Origin of the sequence: Bradyrhizobium sp. F1.4.3, assembly GCF_040548375.1 — a bacterium.
Classification (GTDB): domain Bacteria; phylum Pseudomonadota; class Alphaproteobacteria; order Rhizobiales; family Xanthobacteraceae; genus Bradyrhizobium.
This window is the reverse complement of record NZ_JBEPRN010000005.1, coordinates 364,441-380,398: the sequence shown is the minus strand read 5'-3', so window position 1 is coordinate 380,398 and position 15,958 is coordinate 364,441. Positions and strand designations below refer to the sequence as shown.

Here is a 15,958-nt window from a genome sequence, read left to right as displayed (position 1 = left end):
TCCGGCTTGTCGGCCTGCAGGATCATATGCATGCCTTCGACATAGTCCTTGGCATGGCCCCAGTCGCGCTTGGCCGAGAGATTGCCGAGATAGAGTGTCTGCTCGAGCCCCACCTCGATGCGGGCGACGCTGCGGGTGATCTTGCGGGTCACGAAGGTCTCGCCGCGGATCGGGCTCTCATGGTTGAACAGGATGCCGTTACTCGCGAACATGCCGTAGGCTTCGCGGTAGTTCACCGTGATCCAGTAGCCGTAGAGTTTTGCGACGCCGTAGGGCGAGCGCGGATAGAACGGCGTGGTCTCCCTCTGCGGGATCTCCTGCACGAGACCATAGAGCTCGGAGGTGGAGGCCTGGTAGAACCGCGTCTCTTTCTCCATGCCGAGGATGCGGATCGCCTCGAGCAGGCGCAGCACGCCGATCGCGTCGGCATTGGCGGTGTATTCCGGGCTCTCGAAGCTGACCGCGACGTGGCTCTGGGCTGCCAGATTGTAGATCTCGGTCGGCCGGATCTGCTGCACCAGGCGGATCAGATTGGTCGAATCCGTCATGTCGCCGTAGTGCATCTGGAACGGCACGTTGCCGACATGCGGATCCTGATAGAGATGGTCGACACGCGCGGTGTTGAACGAGGACGAACGCCGCTTGACGCCGTGCACGACATAACCGAGCGACAGCAGATGTTCGGCGAGATAGGCGCCGTCCTGGCCGGTCACGCCGGTGATGAGAGCGATCCGCTCAACCATATCCGCGCTTGCTCCCAACAGTGCCCCGACGGTGCGCCGGCTTCCAGCTCCGGCCGAAACCCCGCCCTTCTCTGACATATCGCCCCCTGGGGTCAACCCAATATGGCGATACGGCGCGCTTTTTCCGAAGCATCCTGCCGCGAGGACCGGCTGTTTAAGGGAAACCTATAGAAGCTGGTAATACTTGTGTGGTGAGATTTTCCCGCAAAATCCAGCGGGTTTGGGGTCAAGTGACGTTCCGGGAAGCAACAGCAGACATCGAACCGCGCGAGGCGAACGCGCGGCCCCTTCCCCGTGAGCACGGAGACATCCAGACTGCTGTCGTGACCCTCGTCGACTGCCTGGCGCCTGTCGTCCCGGTCGCACGTCAGCCGGATGTTGCGCGAGAGATCGCAAGTGTGATCGCGAGCCTGCCCAGCTCGATGGGCAACAACATGTTCCTGCGCCAGAGCATCATTCGCCGCGGCACCGCGACCCATGATCATGTGATCGACGGTTTGGCAGCCTGGGTCACCGTCCTGTTCGACCTTGCCAACTTGCAGCAGGATCGCGACAGGGCCATGGGCCTCGAAGCCAGGATCCCGGACCAGGCTCTCGATCGTCTCGCCCGGGCTCTTTCAAAGTCGCGCAACGGCTGCATCCTTGCGGTGCCTCATATCGGAAGCCTCGAACTGTTCGCGGCGCATCTCAGGGATCGCGGGCTCAATGTCGGCTTCGTGTATTCGATCGGCAAACAGCCAACACCGACCGAACGATGGATTTATGCCGGCCGTCGTGCGACCGCGGCCACGCCGATCGCCTTCGCACGACGGAACACTGGCGCCGAGATATCGAGGGTCCTTCAGAACAACGGCGTCGTCTTCATGGTCGTGGATGTCTATCCCAGCGCCAAATACGCCGGGATCACCATCAAGACCCATGACGCCGATTTCCGCTATCCGCCGGGGCCAGCGCGATATGCGCGGTCGGGAACACTGGTCCTTCCCGGTTTTGCATCTCGCCGTGACGCAGCGGGCTTCTCAATGAACATCCTTGACCCCATCGATTACCGGCCATGGATGCCTGTTCGGAACGCGGCTTCCGACTTCACCCAGAAGATCGCCGCCCGTGTCGACGGGTTCGCGGCAGAACAGCCCGCGGCCTACTGGCTCTGGCACCCGATCCCCAATGATCCCTACCTTGCGATCGCACAACGTCGGCGCCCGGACCTCCTGACTTCGGCGCTCGCAATGCCCGGGGACGATGAAGCCGCGGCTCTGGCCGTGGACGAGCTGCGCTCGAACTGGACCGGCACCGTTGATCACCTTCGCCGGCGGGATGCTCCGTCCCATTCATCGCCCGCGCTTGCGGAAAGCATCGTCTGACACGCGGACGCTTTCGCGTGCAGCATGCCCGTGCCCCTCGACAGGCCGCAAAAACCTTGACCGACCAAAGCCCATGAGCCGACCGCTTGTCGCGATCCTCGCCTGCGCCGCGCTCGAGGCGGCAGGCATCGCGCTGATCTTTCCGATCCTGCCAAATCTGCTGCACGCCATGGCCGGCACGGACAATTTGTCCGTGCTCTACGGGGCGATGCTGGCGCTGCACGCGCTCACGCAATTCGTCGTCACGCCGGTGCTCGGCGTCCTGTCGGATCGTTTTGGCCGCCGGCCGGTGCTGCTTCTCGCCCTCGCCGGCTCGACCATCGACTATCTCGTCATGGCATTCACCCCGTATCTGTGGCTGTTGTTCGCCAGCCGCACGATTGCCGGGCTGACGGCCGCGAACGTGGCGATGATCACCGCCACCATCGCGGACATCTCGCCGGAGGCGAAGCGCGCGCGCCGCTTCGGCTTGTTCCATGCCTGCTTCGGTGCCGGCTTCGTCATCGGTCCGGTCATCGGCGGCATGCTCGGCGACATTTCGCTACGCGCCCCTTTCCTTGCGGCCGCCGCGTTGAGTGGCGTGAATCTCCTGATTGCGCTGTTGGTTCTGCCTGAGTCGCATCTCGCCGCGCGCGAGCCGTTCGAATGGCGGACGCTGAACCCGTTCGCGCCGCTACGCTGGGCGCTCAATTTTCGCACACTGATCCCGCTGCTGATCGTATTCCTGCTCGTCAGTCTGGTCGGCCAGACTTACAGCACGATCTGGGTGCTGTTCGTCACCGATCGCTTCCACTGGACCGCAACGGATATCGGTCTTTCCTTGGGCATCTTCGGCGCATTGGTGGCCTTGGCGCAGGCTTTCGCCATTGCTCCGCTCACACGATGGCTTGGCGAACGCGGCACGCTTATCCTCGGCATCGCCTGCGAGGCGATCGCCCTCCTCGTTCTCGCCTTCGCGCAAGCGGGCTGGATCGCTTTCGCGCTGATCCCACTGATCGCGTTCGGCGGAATCAGCGCACCCGCGCTACGATCGCTTCAGTCGAAAGCCGTCGATCGTACCCGCCAGGGCCAATTGCAGGGCGTCGTCTCCAGCTTCGTCAGCCTGGCGGCGATCTTCGGCCCGCTTGTCTTTGGTGGGATCTACGCCCTGTCGCGGCCGGACTGGACCGGGCTCGTGTGGATCGTCGGGGTTGCGCTCTTCGCCGTCGCGGTGCCGCTCGTCCTTTGCCGGAAAACGAACTCATGATTCAGTGGCCCGGACGCCCTGCCCGGTGCGTCCGCCGTCACGGTACACGCGGGTGGGAGGTTTGTCAGTGGGGCCGATCCAGCTATCTGCGCGCGGTGCGGGAGTCGTTGAGCGCAAGCCCCGGCCGCGGCCAGTCGACCGCAATCAAGCGGCCGGTGCCGGAGAGTGTGATGAAGGCGGTGCGCATGTCGGCGCCACCGAAGCAAATGTTGGTGCAGTAGACCTCATCGGCCTCGCGGAATTCCAGGAGGTCACCGCCCGGCGAGAACACGCTGATCCCGCCGCGCACCAGCGTCGCGACACAGATATTGCCGCCCTCCTCGACCGCGAGCGAATCGAAGCGCTGGTAGCCCGGCAGGCCGTGGAGCAGCCTGCCGCCATTGGGCGACGGCCAGGGCTCCTTCGCGACCTCGCCCTCGCCCGTGATTGGATAGCTCCAGATCCGGCTGGTCTCGGTCTCCGAGACGTAGAGCGTGCGCCCGTCCGGCGACAGCCCGATGCCATTCGGCGTCATGATCGGAAAGATCGCCTCCCGGATCATGGAGCCATCGGCACGAGCGTAGTAGACTGCGCCGCGGTCCATCAGCCGGCCATAGGTCTTGCCGAGATCGGTGAACCAGAATCCGCCTTTGGTGTCGAAGACGATGTCGTTCGGCCCCTTGAGGTGGACGCCACCGCAACCGTCGTAGAGGGTCTTGACGGCGCCGGTGTTGAGGTCGACCTGCTCGATGCGGCCCGTGGTGTAATCCTCAGCGCAGCCGGTCGGACGGACAAAGTTGCTTCTGTCCTTGTGCCAGGAGAAGCCGCCATTGTTGCAGACGTAGCATTTGCCGTCCGGACCGATGGCGGCGCCGTTCGGACCGCCGCCGAGATTTGCGATCACCTCTTTCCGGCCGGAGGGGAGAACGCGCGTGAGCCGACCGCCCTCGATCTCGACAACGATGACGCTGCCATCCGCCAGAGCTATCGGTCCCTCGGGAAAGGCCAGTCCGGTCGCAATCTCTCTGCCCTCGAGGCGCATCTGTCACTCCATCATGCCGGCGCGGACTGGCCCGCGCCAAGATAGGCTTCCACCACCTCGGCACGGCTTGCCGCGGTCGCAAGATCCGCCGCGCTGCGATGGCCCACGATCGCGCCGTTGCGGACGAAATAGAGCGCGTCGGCTACTTTCATCGTCATGCGGAAATTCTGCTCGACCAGCATGATGGCGAGCCCGGTCTCCTGCTTGATCGTCACCAGACGCTCGAACACGCGGCGGATCAGAAGCGGCGCCAGTCCCAGCGAAGGCTCGTCGAGCAGAAGCAGCCGCGGCGCGCTCATCAGGCCGCGCCCGATCGCGAGCATCTGCTGCTCGCCGCCGCTCAGCATCCAGGCCGGCGACTTCAGGCGGTTCGCGATCTCGGGAAACAGCTCCAGCATGAGATCGCGCCGTTGCCGCTGCATGCGCGCGTCGAGGAAGAAGCCGCCGAGCAGGAGGTTTTCGGCAACCGTAACCGAGCCGACGATCTGGCGGCCTTCGGGGACGTAAACGATGCCGCGCCGGACGCGATGCCGCGCCGGCAGCGCGGCGATATCCTCGCCGGCGAAGCGCATCTCGCCCGCGGCCGGGACCAGCCCTGCGATGGCCTTGAGGACCGACGATTTGCCGGCGCCGTTGGCGCCAAGCAGCGCCACCACACCCTTCTCAGGCACGGAGAGATCGACATTCTCGACGACCCGCGCCGCGCCGTAGCTGACGCAAAGGTTACGCGCCGAGAACAGCTCAGTCATCGGACTCGTCTCCGAGATAGACCCGGATGACGTCCGGATGCGCGCGAATTTCGGCCGGCGTTCCGCTTGCGATCATCTTACCGAAGTTCAGCACATAGATCTGCTGGCAGAGTTCCATGATCAGGTCCATGTCGTGCTCGACAACGAGGAGCACGAGGTCGGGGCGCATCAAACGCTTCAGGGCGCGCATCAGATCGCGTGTCTCGACCGCATTGAGGCCCGCCGCCGGCTCGTCGAGCAGGATCGCGCGAGGCTCGCTGGCGATGGCCCGCGCGATCTCGGCCAGGCGCAACGTCCCCGGCGGCAGATCAGACGGCTTGTCATGGGCGGCAGACGCGATGCCGAGCTCGGTCAGCGCCGCCATGGCGCGGCGCTCGACGTCCTGCTGCTCGGCCCGCTGCGTCGGCGTCGGCACGAATGCGCTGAACCAGCCCGAACGCCGCTTCAGGGTGAGGCCGACGAGGACGTTTTCCAGCAACGACAGATCCGGACACATCGCCAGATTCTGGAAACTCCGGGTGATGCCGCACGCCGCGCGCTGGGCAGGACCGAGCCCGTTCAGCGTCGCGCCCGCAAAGCTGCTGCGGCCACGCTGGCCGTGGTAAAGCCCGGTGAGGCAATTGAACAGGCTGGTCTTGCCCGCGCCGTTCGGCCCGATCAGCCCGGTGATCACGCCCGGATGCAGCGTCATTGAGACGTCGCTGAGCACCTGAAGCCCGCCGAAGGCAAGCGAGATGCCTTCCGCGATCAGCCCGTCGCTGCCGGCAACCTCTGTCATCGCGCTCTCCCACGCGGCAGGAAGCGGCGGAGATCGCCGGCATTGGCGGCCAGCGTCACGGCGACGAGCGCGACCCCGTAAAGGATCGGAACCCAATCGCCGGCCTGGGCGAGATAGGTCGGCACCAGGGTGATGAAGGCGCCGCCGGCGAGTGCCGCCGGCAAGGACAGCCCGTTGAGGCTGACGACCGAGCCGACGAGCAGGAAGACGCCGCTGAAGAAGGTGAAGCTGTTCGGCGAGACGGTCGAAGACGCAAAGCCCGTCAGCGCGCCGGCCATGGCCGCCAGCGCCGCGCTCAGCGTGAAGATCGAGATGCGCGCCCAACTGCGCGTGATGCCTATGGCTTCGGCGGCGCGCGGCTGCGCCTGCGCCATCAACAACGCCAGGCCCTGGGCGGATTTGCGAAAATGCGCCAGCGCGAGGCAGATGATCACCAGCACGACGAGAGCGACATAATAGCGCTGCAACGCCTTCGAGACGCCGGGGATCAGGTCTTGCGCGATATAGAGGCCTTCAAAGCCGCCGGTGAATTTCTCGAAGCCGATCAGGATCTCCGGCAGCGCCAGCGCCAGCGCCATGGTCGCCACCGCCAGATAGATTCCGGACAGCCGCCGCGACGGAAATGCAAAGACGAAGCCGGCGCCGGCGCCGAGCAATGTTGCCAGCGGAAGGCTCACGGCAACCGACAGGCCCAGCCGGTGCTCGACGATCGCGACCGCATAAGCCCCGAGCGCCACGAAGAAACTATGTCCGATCGACACTTCGCCGCCGTAACGCACCAGCATGCTGACGGAGAGAACGGCAAGCGCGTTGGCAAAGCACAGCGACAGGCTGTAGAGCAGGAAGCCGCCGGCAAGCAGCGGCAGCAGCGCCAGGACCACGACCAGAGCAAGCATGGCCAGACGCGCAACGTCGACGTGACCGCGACGGGCGGACAATCCGGCCTTGGACACATGCGCGAGGTCAGACACGGCCACCGATCGTCCGCTCCAAAAGTCCGTTTGGGAAGAAGTTCAGCGTCAGCAGGATCACGCCGAGCAGGAAGGTGTTCATGAACTCCGGCGAGACGTAGAACGAGAACAGGTTCATGGCGACCCCGACCAGGATGCCGCCGACGGCGGCGCCCGGCAGGCTGGAGAAGCCGCCGACCACAGCGGCGGTAAACGCCTGCAACATGAAGGACGGCACCGTCGTAGAGCTCAGGAACGTCGTCGGCACGATCAGCAATGCCGCAACGAGACCGAGGACGGCGCCGGCGAGCCAGGAGAACAGATGGACCGAGCGCAGGTTCAATCCGCAGACCTCGCAGGCGAAGGGATTGGTTGACACCGCGCGGAACGCGACCCCCAGCTTCGTTCGCTCGATGATCACGAACAGGCCACCGACGATCGCGAGCGTGACGACGAGGACCGTGAGGTCATAGGAGGAAATGCGGATTGCGCCGAGACTGAAGTTGAAGCGCGGCATCGGCAGGTCGAGATTGACGATGTCGGCGCCGAACACGAGCTGCACGGCGCCTTGCAGGATCAGCCCGATGCCGAGCGTTGCGATGGTAGAGGCGAGATCGGACTTGAAGACGATCGGCGCGATCAGGGCATAGCTCATGGCCGCAATCGCGGCCGCGATGCCGAGCGCCAACGCAACCGCGCTGCCCCAGGACAGGCTCAGCAGGCTGCCGCTGGAAAAGCCGTAGACCACGAAGGCGCCGAGGCAGGCGAGATTACCGTGCGAAAAATTCACGACGCGTGAGCTCTTGAACACCATGACGAGGCCAAGGGCCCCGACGCCGTAGAGGCAGCCGGAGATGAGGCCGGACCACAACAGCGGCAGGATGTCCCTGATGAATCCCGCCACGCTCACGCCTGCCCTTCACCGGGCGTCCCGCCCCTCTCGATGAACTCGATCACGCCGGGAAAGTAGCGCCCGGACAGACCTTGCCGGCACGCTGCGTCGTAATAGCGGCGCGCGAGCTCGGCGACGCCGGGACGGACGCCGGTGTCGGAGGCGAGCTGGAGCAGATAGTCGAGGTCCTTGAGCACATATTCCGGAGGGAACGCCTTTTCCGGGAAATTGCGCGGCAGCATCGCCTTGGTGCCGTGATTGCGGAGTACGAAGCTGTCGCCCGACCCCTTCGACACCGCGCTCAGCAGCGTTTCCGGTTTGACGCCCGCACGCTCGCCGACCACCATCATCTCGGCGAGCGCCAGCGTGTGCTCGAACACCAGCGCGTTGTTGACCAGCTTGACGACCTGGCCGCAGCCGACCTCGCCGCAATGGGTGACGTCGGAGCCGATGTAGTCGAGCAGCGGCTTGATCCGCGCAAACGCGCCCGCCTCGGCACCGACCATGATGCTGAGCTCACCGCGCTGGGCCGCCTCTCGCGTGCGCGCCACCGGCGCATCCGCAAAGTCGAAGCCCTTGGCCTTCAACCGATCCGCCACGCTGCGCGCCAGCGCGACGGGCGTGGTGCTGAGATCGACGACCGTCGTCCCCGGCCGTGCCACCAGCGCGATCGCGCCAGCGACCGCTTCGACCTGCGGTCCGCCGGGCAGCGACAGGAAGACCACGTCGGCCGCGGCCGCGAGCGCCTCGAGTGAAGTCGCCGCTTCCGCCTTGGTGTCGGCCAGCGCCGCGATCGCGGCCGGCTCGCGGTCGAGCATCAGCACGCGGCCTGCGTGCTTCCTTGCCATGTTCCGGCACATCGGACCGCCCATGACGCCGAGCCCGATGAAGCCGAGGGTTTGTGCTGCGCTCATGGCGTCAATCCATCAACATGCCGCCATTGACGTCGAGCACCGTTCCGGTGATCCAGTTCGACGCCGGCGAGCAGAGGAAGAGAATGCTCTGTGCGATGTCCTCGGGCTGGCCGAAGCGTCCCAGCGGCACGTTGCCGTTCGCGGACGGTGCTGCGCGATCGGTAACGGTCGCCCACATCGGGGTTTCGACCGGACCGGGCGCGATGACATTGGCATAGACGCCCTTGCCTGCGCCGTTCTTGGCGACCCATTTCATCAGGCCATGCACGGCGGATTTTGCCGCGACATAGGCCGGACCCGAAGCGACGCCGCCGATCTTGGCGGCGATCGATCCGAGCGCCACGATCTTGCCGAAACCGCGCTCGACCATGACCGGGTAGAGCTTGCGGACCGGATTGACGGTTCCCATCAGGTTGACGGCGAGGATCTTCTCCCATTCGTCATCGGTCGATTGCGGCAACGGCGTATTGGCGATCGTGCCGGCGCAGAGCACGAGAATGTCGATCTTGCCGCGAATCTTCAGCTCGTCATCGATCAGGCCCTCGATGGCCCCACGATCCGTCACGTCGCAGCGGCGGTAGCTCGCCCTTGCGGGAAACTTGCCGCCATCGGCGACGATATCGGTGGCGATGACGTCGGCACCGGCTTCGCAAAAGGCCGCAACCACGGCCCGGCCAATGCCGCCGGCGGCTCCAGTGATGAGGGCAGTCTGTCCGTCGAGACGCGAGGGCCCGCTCAAGGGCGATCCAGTCATGTCGAGATTTCCTTGCTTTTCTTGCTCGTTCTTGTTGGCAGTTAAGAGGAGGACGGCGGGCGGGCGCGTCTTGCGGCCACCCGCTGAAAGGATCGGCTCAGGCCGGCTTGGCGTCGAAGGCCACTGCCGGATAGGGCTTGAAGTCGCGCACCATGACGAAGGAGCCCTGCGCTTGCAGGATCGCCTCCTGGCGCGTACCGCGGTGGTCTGACGCGGTGAAGGTTACCTTGCGCGCGCCGCCGACCGAGGCATTGCTCAACGTGTTGCCCGCCTCGACCAGGTTGGCCCGCGTGATCGGCTTGCCGCTGTCGATCAGCGCGCCGAAAATGCTGCCGAACAGTGCGGCATTGCTCCAGCCGTTCAGGCCGAACACACCGACCGGGTCGTTCGGATAGTACTTTGCCACAGCTTCACGATAAGCCTTGATCTCGGGCTCGGTGCTGTCGACTGGAAGCAGCCACGACGAAAAGTAGACGCCGTTCAGGAGATCGCCGGTCAACTTGTAGGTCGCGGGATCGGCGGTGAAGAAAGGCGCAAACCAGGTGAGCTTGACGCCCTGGCGGTCGGCCGCCTTCAGCGCGGCCGCGAGATTGGCATTGGAGCCGAACAGGATCGCCGCCTGTGCCTCGGAATTGGCGACACGGCGAATATGCGGTGTGAAGTCGGTGGTCTTCACCTCGAACGGAACCGACTCCGCCGGCGCGATCTTGTTCGCCTCCATGAAGAGATCGAAGCCGCGCTTCGCCGAACGGCCGAGTTCGTCGTTCTCCCAAAGCAGCGCGATCTTCTTCAGCTTGAGGTCGTTGATGGCGAACTCGGCGTTCGACGCCGCCGACCAGCCGTAGTCGGGCAGCAACGGAAAGATGTTCGGCTCGGCGAAGAACGCGCTGGCCCCGCCGATCGGCCCGATCATCGCAAGGCCGCTCTCCTTGGCAAAGGGAATGACCGCGACGTTGGTCGCTGTGCCGACCGCGGCGACAAGCCCGAAGATGTGGTTGTCCTCGACCAGGCGCCGGACCGCCGCAACGCTGCGGGCGGGATCGTAACCATCATCGAGGGTCACATAGTTGATCTTCCAGCCCTTGATGCCGCCGGCCTCGTTCACGCTCTTGAAATAGGCGTCAGCCGCGTGTGTCAGGATCGCGTAGAACGGAACGGGGCCCGTGACCGGGGTGAAGCCGCCGATGGTGATGGTCTTGGCGGCGGCATCGACGCCGATCTCGTCCGCAAGGAGTGAGCTGCCGGGATAGGCTGATGCCAACGCGGCCGCACCCGAGAGTCTTAGAAAATCTCGCCGTCTCATAACCGCCCTCCCCGATCTGTTTTTTGTCCGACGAGCTTTAATGGGAGGAGCCGGCGTGGTCAAGAAAAAATGCATTATGCATTATGTCGCCCGACAACTCCCAAACTGCGCGGCGGATGACGGGTGCGTCGATGATTGTGCCATCGAGCACCACGGTCGCGCCGCCTCCGTCTCCGCCTTCAACCTGATGGGCATCCGACGCGACAGCTTTTGTCGAACCGCCCGGAACGATTGGCCGGGACAAACAGGAAGGAGCGAGACAAAAAGCTGGACATCCGGGATCGACCTCGATTATGCATCATGCATTATCGTTTGTACTTCTACCCTCCTCCATGGGGCGCGTCTATGGTAGTCGCGGGCAAATCGGTCAGGGGCGGCGGCACTCAATGGAATATCGGACGAAAGAGGAGCAGGTCGCTGACTATCTCCGCGAGGGCATCATCTCCGGGAGACTGCCCCGAGGCGCCCGGCTGAAGCAGACCGAGATCGCGCAAGAGCTCAAGATTAGCATCACCCCGGTTCGCGAGGCGCTGAAGTTGCTCGAGGCCGAAGGCTATCTCTCGAGCGACTCTTATCGCGGCGCGACGGTGGCGCCATTCGACGTCGAGGCGTCCACCGAAATTCTGAGGCTGAGGATCACGCTCGAGACCCAGCTGGTTGAAAGCGCTGTGCGCAACATCACCGCCGAGGAGATCGCCGAACTGCGCGAGCTGGCCCGGCAGTTCGAGGCCGCCGCGCTCGCCGACGACAGTAGGGCGGCACGCGGCATCAACTACCGCTTCCATCGGCGCATGTATGATTTTGCGCGGCTGCCGAAGACGCTGCATTTCGTCCAGGTGCTGTGGGCGCAGTATCCGTTCGACGTCATCAACCGCATCGGCGGCCGCGCGGTACGCGCTGCCAAGGAGCACAACGAGCTCCTCAAGAACGTGATCGAAAGCGACGCCGCAGGCGCGATGCTGACGATGCGGCAGCACATCGAGACCGGCTGGAACGAGCTGCGCAACAGCCTGCCAGCCCGGTCCGAAACTTCCGTCAAATCGAAGAGCTCTGAAAAGGAGACGCTATGAAGCCGATGCTGCTCGTCATGGACATGCTCAACGACCTCGTCCACGAGAATGGCGGAGGGGCAAAGACCTACGTCCCCCTGATGAAGGAGCGCGACGTGCTCGGCCGCACCAAGGCGGTGATTGCGAAGGCGCGCGCGGCCGGCGCGCTGATCGGCTATGTCCGGGTCGGATTTTCGCCGGACTACCGGGAATGCCCGCCCAACTCGCCGATCTTCTCCCGTGCCCGCAGCGCCGGCATGTTCAAGCTCGGCACCTGGGGCACGGAAGTTCACCCCGACCTCAAGCCCGAGGCAGGCGATTTCGACATCGTCAAGCACCGCGTGAGCCCGTTCTACGGCACGTCGCTGGAGCCGATCCTGCGCGCCCATGGCGTCACGGATCTGTTCCTGTCCGGCGTCTCCACCAACGGCGTGGTCCACACCGGCGCGCGGGAGGCGCACGACCGCGACTACGCCTGCACAGTGCTCGAGGATTGCTGCGCCGGCGGCACGACCGACGAGCACGACAGCGCCCTGCGCTGCCTCGGCCGCTTCGCCGCGATCAAGAACAGCGCCGATGTGAGCTTCGGCTGACGCTTTTTCCCCTTCTCCCTCTTACGCACCCAGCCAACGCGGATTGATCGCCTGCTGGTAGGTCACGCCGCGCACGGCATCGCTGAACTTCAGCTCGAACTCGATATTGTGCGAAAACTGCTGCTCCGACAGGGTCGGCGGCACCGCTACGGTCATACGCTGATCCGACACCGTGTGCCTGATCAGCTCGAGATTGGTCTGCTGGAAGTAGTTCTCGCGCAAAACCTGTCCGGCCGCATCGGGATCGTTGCGGATCAACTCCGATCCCCTGGTCATGCCGCGGACCAGCGCGGCAACCGTGTCAGGATTCTTGTCGAGGAAATCCGGCCTTCCACACAGCACGGTGTAGAGGAAATTCTCGATGCCTGGGACCTCGCCATGGGAGGGGCGCGCGGCCCAGACGGCAAGGCCGTCCTCCACCGCCTGGTTGTTCGCGGGCGCCGTCGTGTTGAAGCCGTCGATCTGGCCCGATCGCAGCGCCAGATACATCTTGTCGAGCTTGACCACAGTGAGGCTGACATCCTTCTCGGGATCGAGCCCGCCCAGCGACAGCAGGTAGCGCCAGATCTTGTCCGTGCCGCTGCCACGGCCGGAGATCGCAAGCGTCAGGCCCTTCATGCGGGCCATGCGCTCCTTGAGCGGCATGTCCGCCGCAAGACCGATCCTCGCGGCGGTCTTCGTGCCGATCACGGCGTCGCTCGCATATTGCGACATCAATGGGGCGAAGGCGTTGATCTTCTGTCCTTTGGCGACAGCAAGGATCACATCGCTCATCACCAGACCCGCGACGTCGACGCTGCCGCCGAGGATGGCCGCCATGCTGTTGGTGCCGCTCCCGGTGTCGATCAGGGAAACGTCGAGGCCTGCATCTTTCATGAACCCCGCTGCCGTCGCCACCAGCAGCGGCAGATAGGCGAATGTGTAGCCGCCGATCGCGATCGTGATCGGCTTGCCGCCTGCACCTTGCGACAGCCCGCGCGTGGCCGAGCCGGCCAGCGCTCCTGCAGCGATACCGCCCAGCATCGTTCGACGCGTGATCATGGTGTCCTCCTTTTTTCTTTGTTGTGACGACGTCTCCTTCAGCGCCAGCGAAAGATCCAGCTCTCCAATCGCCCGAGCGCTTCGTTCAGAAGGGTGGTGACGACCATCAGCGCGAACAGCGCGGCGAACACGCCGGCGGTATCGAGCTGGCCCGCCGAGTTCTGCGTGAGGTAGCCGATGCCGGCATTGGAGGCCATCATCTCGGCCGCGACCGCGCCGACAAAGCCGTATGGCAGGCCGAGCTTCAGTCCCGTGAACAGCCACGGCAGCGCGGCCGGGAATATCACCATACGCTGGACCGCGAATTTGCCCGCGCCCATGGTCCGGAGCGCGTCGACCATTTTCAGGTCGACCTCGCGCACGCCACGCAATGTCGAGAAGAACACCAGGAAGAAGACGCTGATCGCGGCGAGCACGATCTTCGGCGCGAGCCCGATGCCGAACCACATGATGAAGAGCGGCGCGAGCGCGACCTTGGGCACGCCATAGACCGCCGTGACGAAGGGATCGACGGTGCGATGCAAGGTATCGCTCGCACCGACCAGCAGCGCAAACAGGACACCGGCCGTCGCCCCCAGTACGAAGCCGGCGAAGGTCTCCTTGAACGTGATGAGCAGGTGATATTCGAGCTGGCCGCTCGCAGTCCACGCCACCAGCGTCTCGCACACAGCACTCGGACTGCTCACCCAGAACGGATCCAGCAGCGGTCCCGATGCGGCTTGCCAGGCGGTCAGCATCGCGACGACGAAGACCGTGCGGTAGAGCCATACGCGGCTGGACGGGCCAAGCGTCGGTTCGGCCCGCGTCTCGGACAATGCCTGCGTGCTCATGATGGTCGCCTCGCCGGAGGTTCGAGCGCCGCCCACAGCCGCCGATAGTGCTCTTCAAATGCGGGATGGAAGCGCACCTCGTGCACCTCGCGCGGCCGCGGAATGGCGATCGGCTCATCGAGCCTGATCTGACAGGGGCGCGCAGAGAAGACCAAGACGCGATCGGCAAGCGTGATCGCTTCGACGATATCGTGGGTCACGAACACCACCGTCTTGCGCCGTGCCGACCACAGCTTCAGAAGTTCGCCCTGGAGTGCCAGCTTGAGCTGGGCGTCGAGCGGACCGAACGGCTCGTCCATCAGGAGAACCGTCGGATCATAGATTAGCGTGCGCGCCAGCATCGCACGCTTGCGCATGCCGCCGGAGAGCTGGTTCGGATAGTGGCGTTCAAAGCCCTCCAGTCCGACCTGCGCGATCAGGTCGTGAACGCGCGCAGCGATCTCGCCGCGGTCGACATGACGGATTTCCAGGGGAACGGCGATATTCTGCTCCACCGTTCGCCACGGCAGCAGGCTGTCATGCTGGGTGAGATAGCCGATCCCGGTGTTGATCGCAGCAACCGGCTCGCCCTGGCACAGGACCGCGCCCGCGGTCGGCCGATCAAGGCCGGCGAGCAGGTTGAGGACTGTCGATTTGCCCGAGCCGCTCGGCCCGACGATAGCGAGAAACTCGCCGCTCTGAAGCGAGAAGTTCAGGCCGCTCAGCACTTCGACCCGGCTGTTGCGCGCGGTGAAGGTCTTGCCGACCCCGCGCAGCTCGACCGCGGGTGTGCTCTGCGCCTCAGAACTCTGCTCGGAGACCACAGACAAATGTACGGATCTCATCGCCTGGACCTCACGTATGTCTGGTCCCGCCCCGGTCTCACGTCCTCAGACCTGCGCCGATGCGTGCATCGCGAGCGCATTGTTGGGACCGCTGGCCCACAGGTCGAGCGCGGCCCCATCGCCCTTCCCTTGCAGCTGGAACGGCGAGCTCACGAACAACGGAGCGACGCCCCTGAACTCGAACGATCTGAGCGGCTTGCCCGTGTTCCTCTGCGCAAAGCCTTGCAGCAAGGTCGCCGTCAGAGGCCCATGCACGACGAGATCGGGATAGTTCTCCTCCGCCCGCGCGTAAGCCTGATCATAGTGGATGCGATGCCCGTTCGATGTCAGCGACGAATAGCGAAACAGCAGCACCGTGTCGGGACAAAACGCCTCCGACCACGTCGCGTCCTGCGGAGCCGGCACGCCCGCGGGCGCCGGTGTCCCCGGCGCGGCCGCCTCGCGATAGACGATGTCCTGCTCCTCGGTGATGCAGGCGACGCCATCACAGGCAATGCTGTGATTGACGGTGACGAATACCAGCTTTCCGGCGCGTCCGGATTTGGCCTCGACCTTCACGATGGTACTTTCGCGAACAGCTTCGCCGCCGACGATCAATGGCTCGTGGTAGGTGAGCCGCCCGCCGGCCCACATGCGGCGTGGCAGCGACACCGGCGGCAGGAAGCCGCCCCGCTTGGGATGTCCGTCAGTTCCAAGCCCCTCGCGCGGCACGAAGCGGTTGAAGAAGATCCAGTGCCATCCGGGCGGCAAAGGCGCGCCCGCGGCGTAGTTTCCTTCAAGGCCAAGTGCCGCGCCGAGTGCGGCAACGCGGTCGGACGCGAGGCGCCCGTGGATGGTCTCCTTGCGGCCTACCCAGGCCTGCCAGTCCTGCCCGGCCAATTCTACGCTCTCGCTCATGACGGCAACT

General features: G+C 64.8%; 17 protein-coding genes. 4 read left to right on the top strand and 13 right to left on the bottom strand.

Going from position 1 to position 15,958, the window contains the following annotated elements; translation table 11 throughout:
• Nucleotides 1-743, bottom strand: a 743-nt coding sequence (gmd, locus tag ABIB73_RS18350) for a GDP-mannose 4,6-dehydratase (RefSeq protein ID WP_354225919.1), incomplete at its 3' end; no start/stop codon positions are given.
• 323 nt (nucleotides 744-1,066) lie between these two features.
• On the opposite strand from gmd, the gene ABIB73_RS18345 reads away from it, so the two are divergent.
• Both ABIB73_RS18345 and ABIB73_RS18340 read left to right on the top strand, forming a co-directional pair.
• Nucleotides 1,067-2,107 carry a lysophospholipid acyltransferase family protein gene (locus ABIB73_RS18345; RefSeq protein WP_354225917.1) on the top strand — a complete coding sequence of 347 codons (1,041 nt, stop codon included), beginning with the start codon at nucleotides 1,067-1,069 and terminating at the stop codon, nucleotides 2,105-2,107.
• Between the two features lie 73 nt (nucleotides 2,108-2,180).
• Nucleotides 2,181-3,353: a TCR/Tet family MFS transporter gene (locus ABIB73_RS18340; protein ID WP_354225915.1), complete on the top strand. Its 1,173-nt coding sequence runs from the start codon at nucleotides 2,181-2,183 to the stop codon at nucleotides 3,351-3,353.
• An 82-nt stretch (nucleotides 3,354-3,435) separates the two neighbouring features.
• Here ABIB73_RS18340 and ABIB73_RS18335 read toward each other — a convergent pair whose 3' ends face one another.
• The 8 genes from ABIB73_RS18335 to ABIB73_RS18300 all read right to left on the bottom strand — a co-directional run bounded on the left by ABIB73_RS18335 (nucleotide 3,436) and on the right by ABIB73_RS18300 (nucleotide 10,672).
• The gene (locus tag ABIB73_RS18335; RefSeq protein ID WP_354225913.1) at nucleotides 3,436-4,374 is read right to left on the bottom strand and encodes an SMP-30/gluconolactonase/LRE family protein; all 939 of its coding nucleotides are present in this window, start codon (nucleotides 4,372-4,374) and stop codon (nucleotides 3,436-3,438) included.
• Nucleotides 4,375-4,385: 11 nt separating this feature from the next.
• Nucleotides 4,386-5,123, bottom strand: a complete 738-nt coding sequence (locus ABIB73_RS18330) for an ABC transporter ATP-binding protein (RefSeq protein ID WP_354225911.1) — start codon at nucleotides 5,121-5,123, stop codon at nucleotides 4,386-4,388.
• Nucleotides 5,116-5,901 (bottom strand): ABC transporter ATP-binding protein, encoded by a 786-nt coding sequence (locus ABIB73_RS18325; RefSeq protein WP_354225909.1) that lies wholly within the window; start codon nucleotides 5,899-5,901, stop codon nucleotides 5,116-5,118. Before ABIB73_RS18325 ends, ABIB73_RS18330 begins: the two co-directional genes overlap by 8 nt.
• A complete protein-coding gene (locus ABIB73_RS18320; protein ID WP_354225907.1) occupies nucleotides 5,898-6,878 on the bottom strand; it encodes a branched-chain amino acid ABC transporter permease in 981 nt (326 codons plus the stop codon). Before ABIB73_RS18320 ends, ABIB73_RS18325 begins: the two co-directional genes overlap by 4 nt.
• Entirely contained in the window at nucleotides 6,865-7,755 is an 891-nt protein-coding gene (locus ABIB73_RS18315; protein ID WP_354225905.1) for a branched-chain amino acid ABC transporter permease, read from the bottom strand. The genes ABIB73_RS18320 and ABIB73_RS18315 overlap by 14 nt, the downstream gene beginning before the upstream one ends.
• A 2-nt stretch (nucleotides 7,756-7,757) precedes the next feature.
• Complete coding sequence (locus ABIB73_RS18310; protein ID WP_354225903.1) at nucleotides 7,758-8,657, bottom strand: NAD(P)-dependent oxidoreductase; 900 nt, start codon at nucleotides 8,655-8,657, stop codon at nucleotides 7,758-7,760.
• Nucleotides 8,658-8,661: 4 nt separating this feature from the next.
• Nucleotides 8,662-9,411: an SDR family NAD(P)-dependent oxidoreductase gene (locus ABIB73_RS18305; protein ID WP_354225901.1), complete on the bottom strand. Its 750-nt coding sequence runs from the start codon at nucleotides 9,409-9,411 to the stop codon at nucleotides 8,662-8,664.
• Between the two features lie 97 nt (nucleotides 9,412-9,508).
• Entirely contained in the window at nucleotides 9,509-10,672 is a 1,164-nt protein-coding gene (locus tag ABIB73_RS18300; protein WP_354225899.1) for an ABC transporter substrate-binding protein, read from the bottom strand.
• Between the two features lie 428 nt (nucleotides 10,673-11,100).
• Here ABIB73_RS18300 and ABIB73_RS18295 point away from each other — a divergent pair, with 428 nt between their 5' ends.
• Both ABIB73_RS18295 and ABIB73_RS18290 read left to right on the top strand, forming a co-directional pair.
• Nucleotides 11,101-11,784: a GntR family transcriptional regulator gene (locus ABIB73_RS18295; protein WP_354225897.1), complete on the top strand. Its 684-nt coding sequence runs from the start codon at nucleotides 11,101-11,103 to the stop codon at nucleotides 11,782-11,784.
• Entirely contained in the window at nucleotides 11,781-12,356 is a 576-nt protein-coding gene (locus ABIB73_RS18290) for a cysteine hydrolase family protein (protein ID WP_354225895.1), read from the top strand. The genes ABIB73_RS18295 and ABIB73_RS18290 overlap by 4 nt, the downstream gene beginning before the upstream one ends.
• A gap of 21 nt (nucleotides 12,357-12,377) precedes the next feature.
• On the opposite strand, the gene ABIB73_RS18285 is transcribed toward ABIB73_RS18290, so the two are convergent.
• Genes ABIB73_RS18285 through ABIB73_RS18270 form a run of 4 tightly spaced genes read right to left on the bottom strand, consistent with a single transcriptional unit; the run spans nucleotide 12,378 to nucleotide 15,948 of the window.
• On the bottom strand, nucleotides 12,378-13,397 hold the full coding sequence (locus tag ABIB73_RS18285) for an ABC transporter substrate-binding protein (protein WP_354225893.1): 1,020 nt from the start codon (nucleotides 13,395-13,397) through the stop codon (nucleotides 12,378-12,380).
• Between the two features lie 38 nt (nucleotides 13,398-13,435).
• Nucleotides 13,436-14,227 (bottom strand): ABC transporter permease, encoded by a 792-nt coding sequence (locus ABIB73_RS18280; protein ID WP_354225891.1) that lies wholly within the window; start codon nucleotides 14,225-14,227, stop codon nucleotides 13,436-13,438.
• Nucleotides 14,224-15,051, bottom strand: a complete 828-nt coding sequence (locus tag ABIB73_RS18275) for an ABC transporter ATP-binding protein (RefSeq protein WP_354225889.1) — start codon at nucleotides 15,049-15,051, stop codon at nucleotides 14,224-14,226. Before ABIB73_RS18275 ends, ABIB73_RS18280 begins: the two co-directional genes overlap by 4 nt.
• A 45-nt stretch (nucleotides 15,052-15,096) precedes the next feature.
• Complete coding sequence (locus ABIB73_RS18270) at nucleotides 15,097-15,948, bottom strand: HTD2 family dehydratase (RefSeq protein ID WP_354225887.1); 852 nt, start codon at nucleotides 15,946-15,948, stop codon at nucleotides 15,097-15,099.
• Nucleotides 15,949-15,958: the final 10 nt, after the last annotated feature.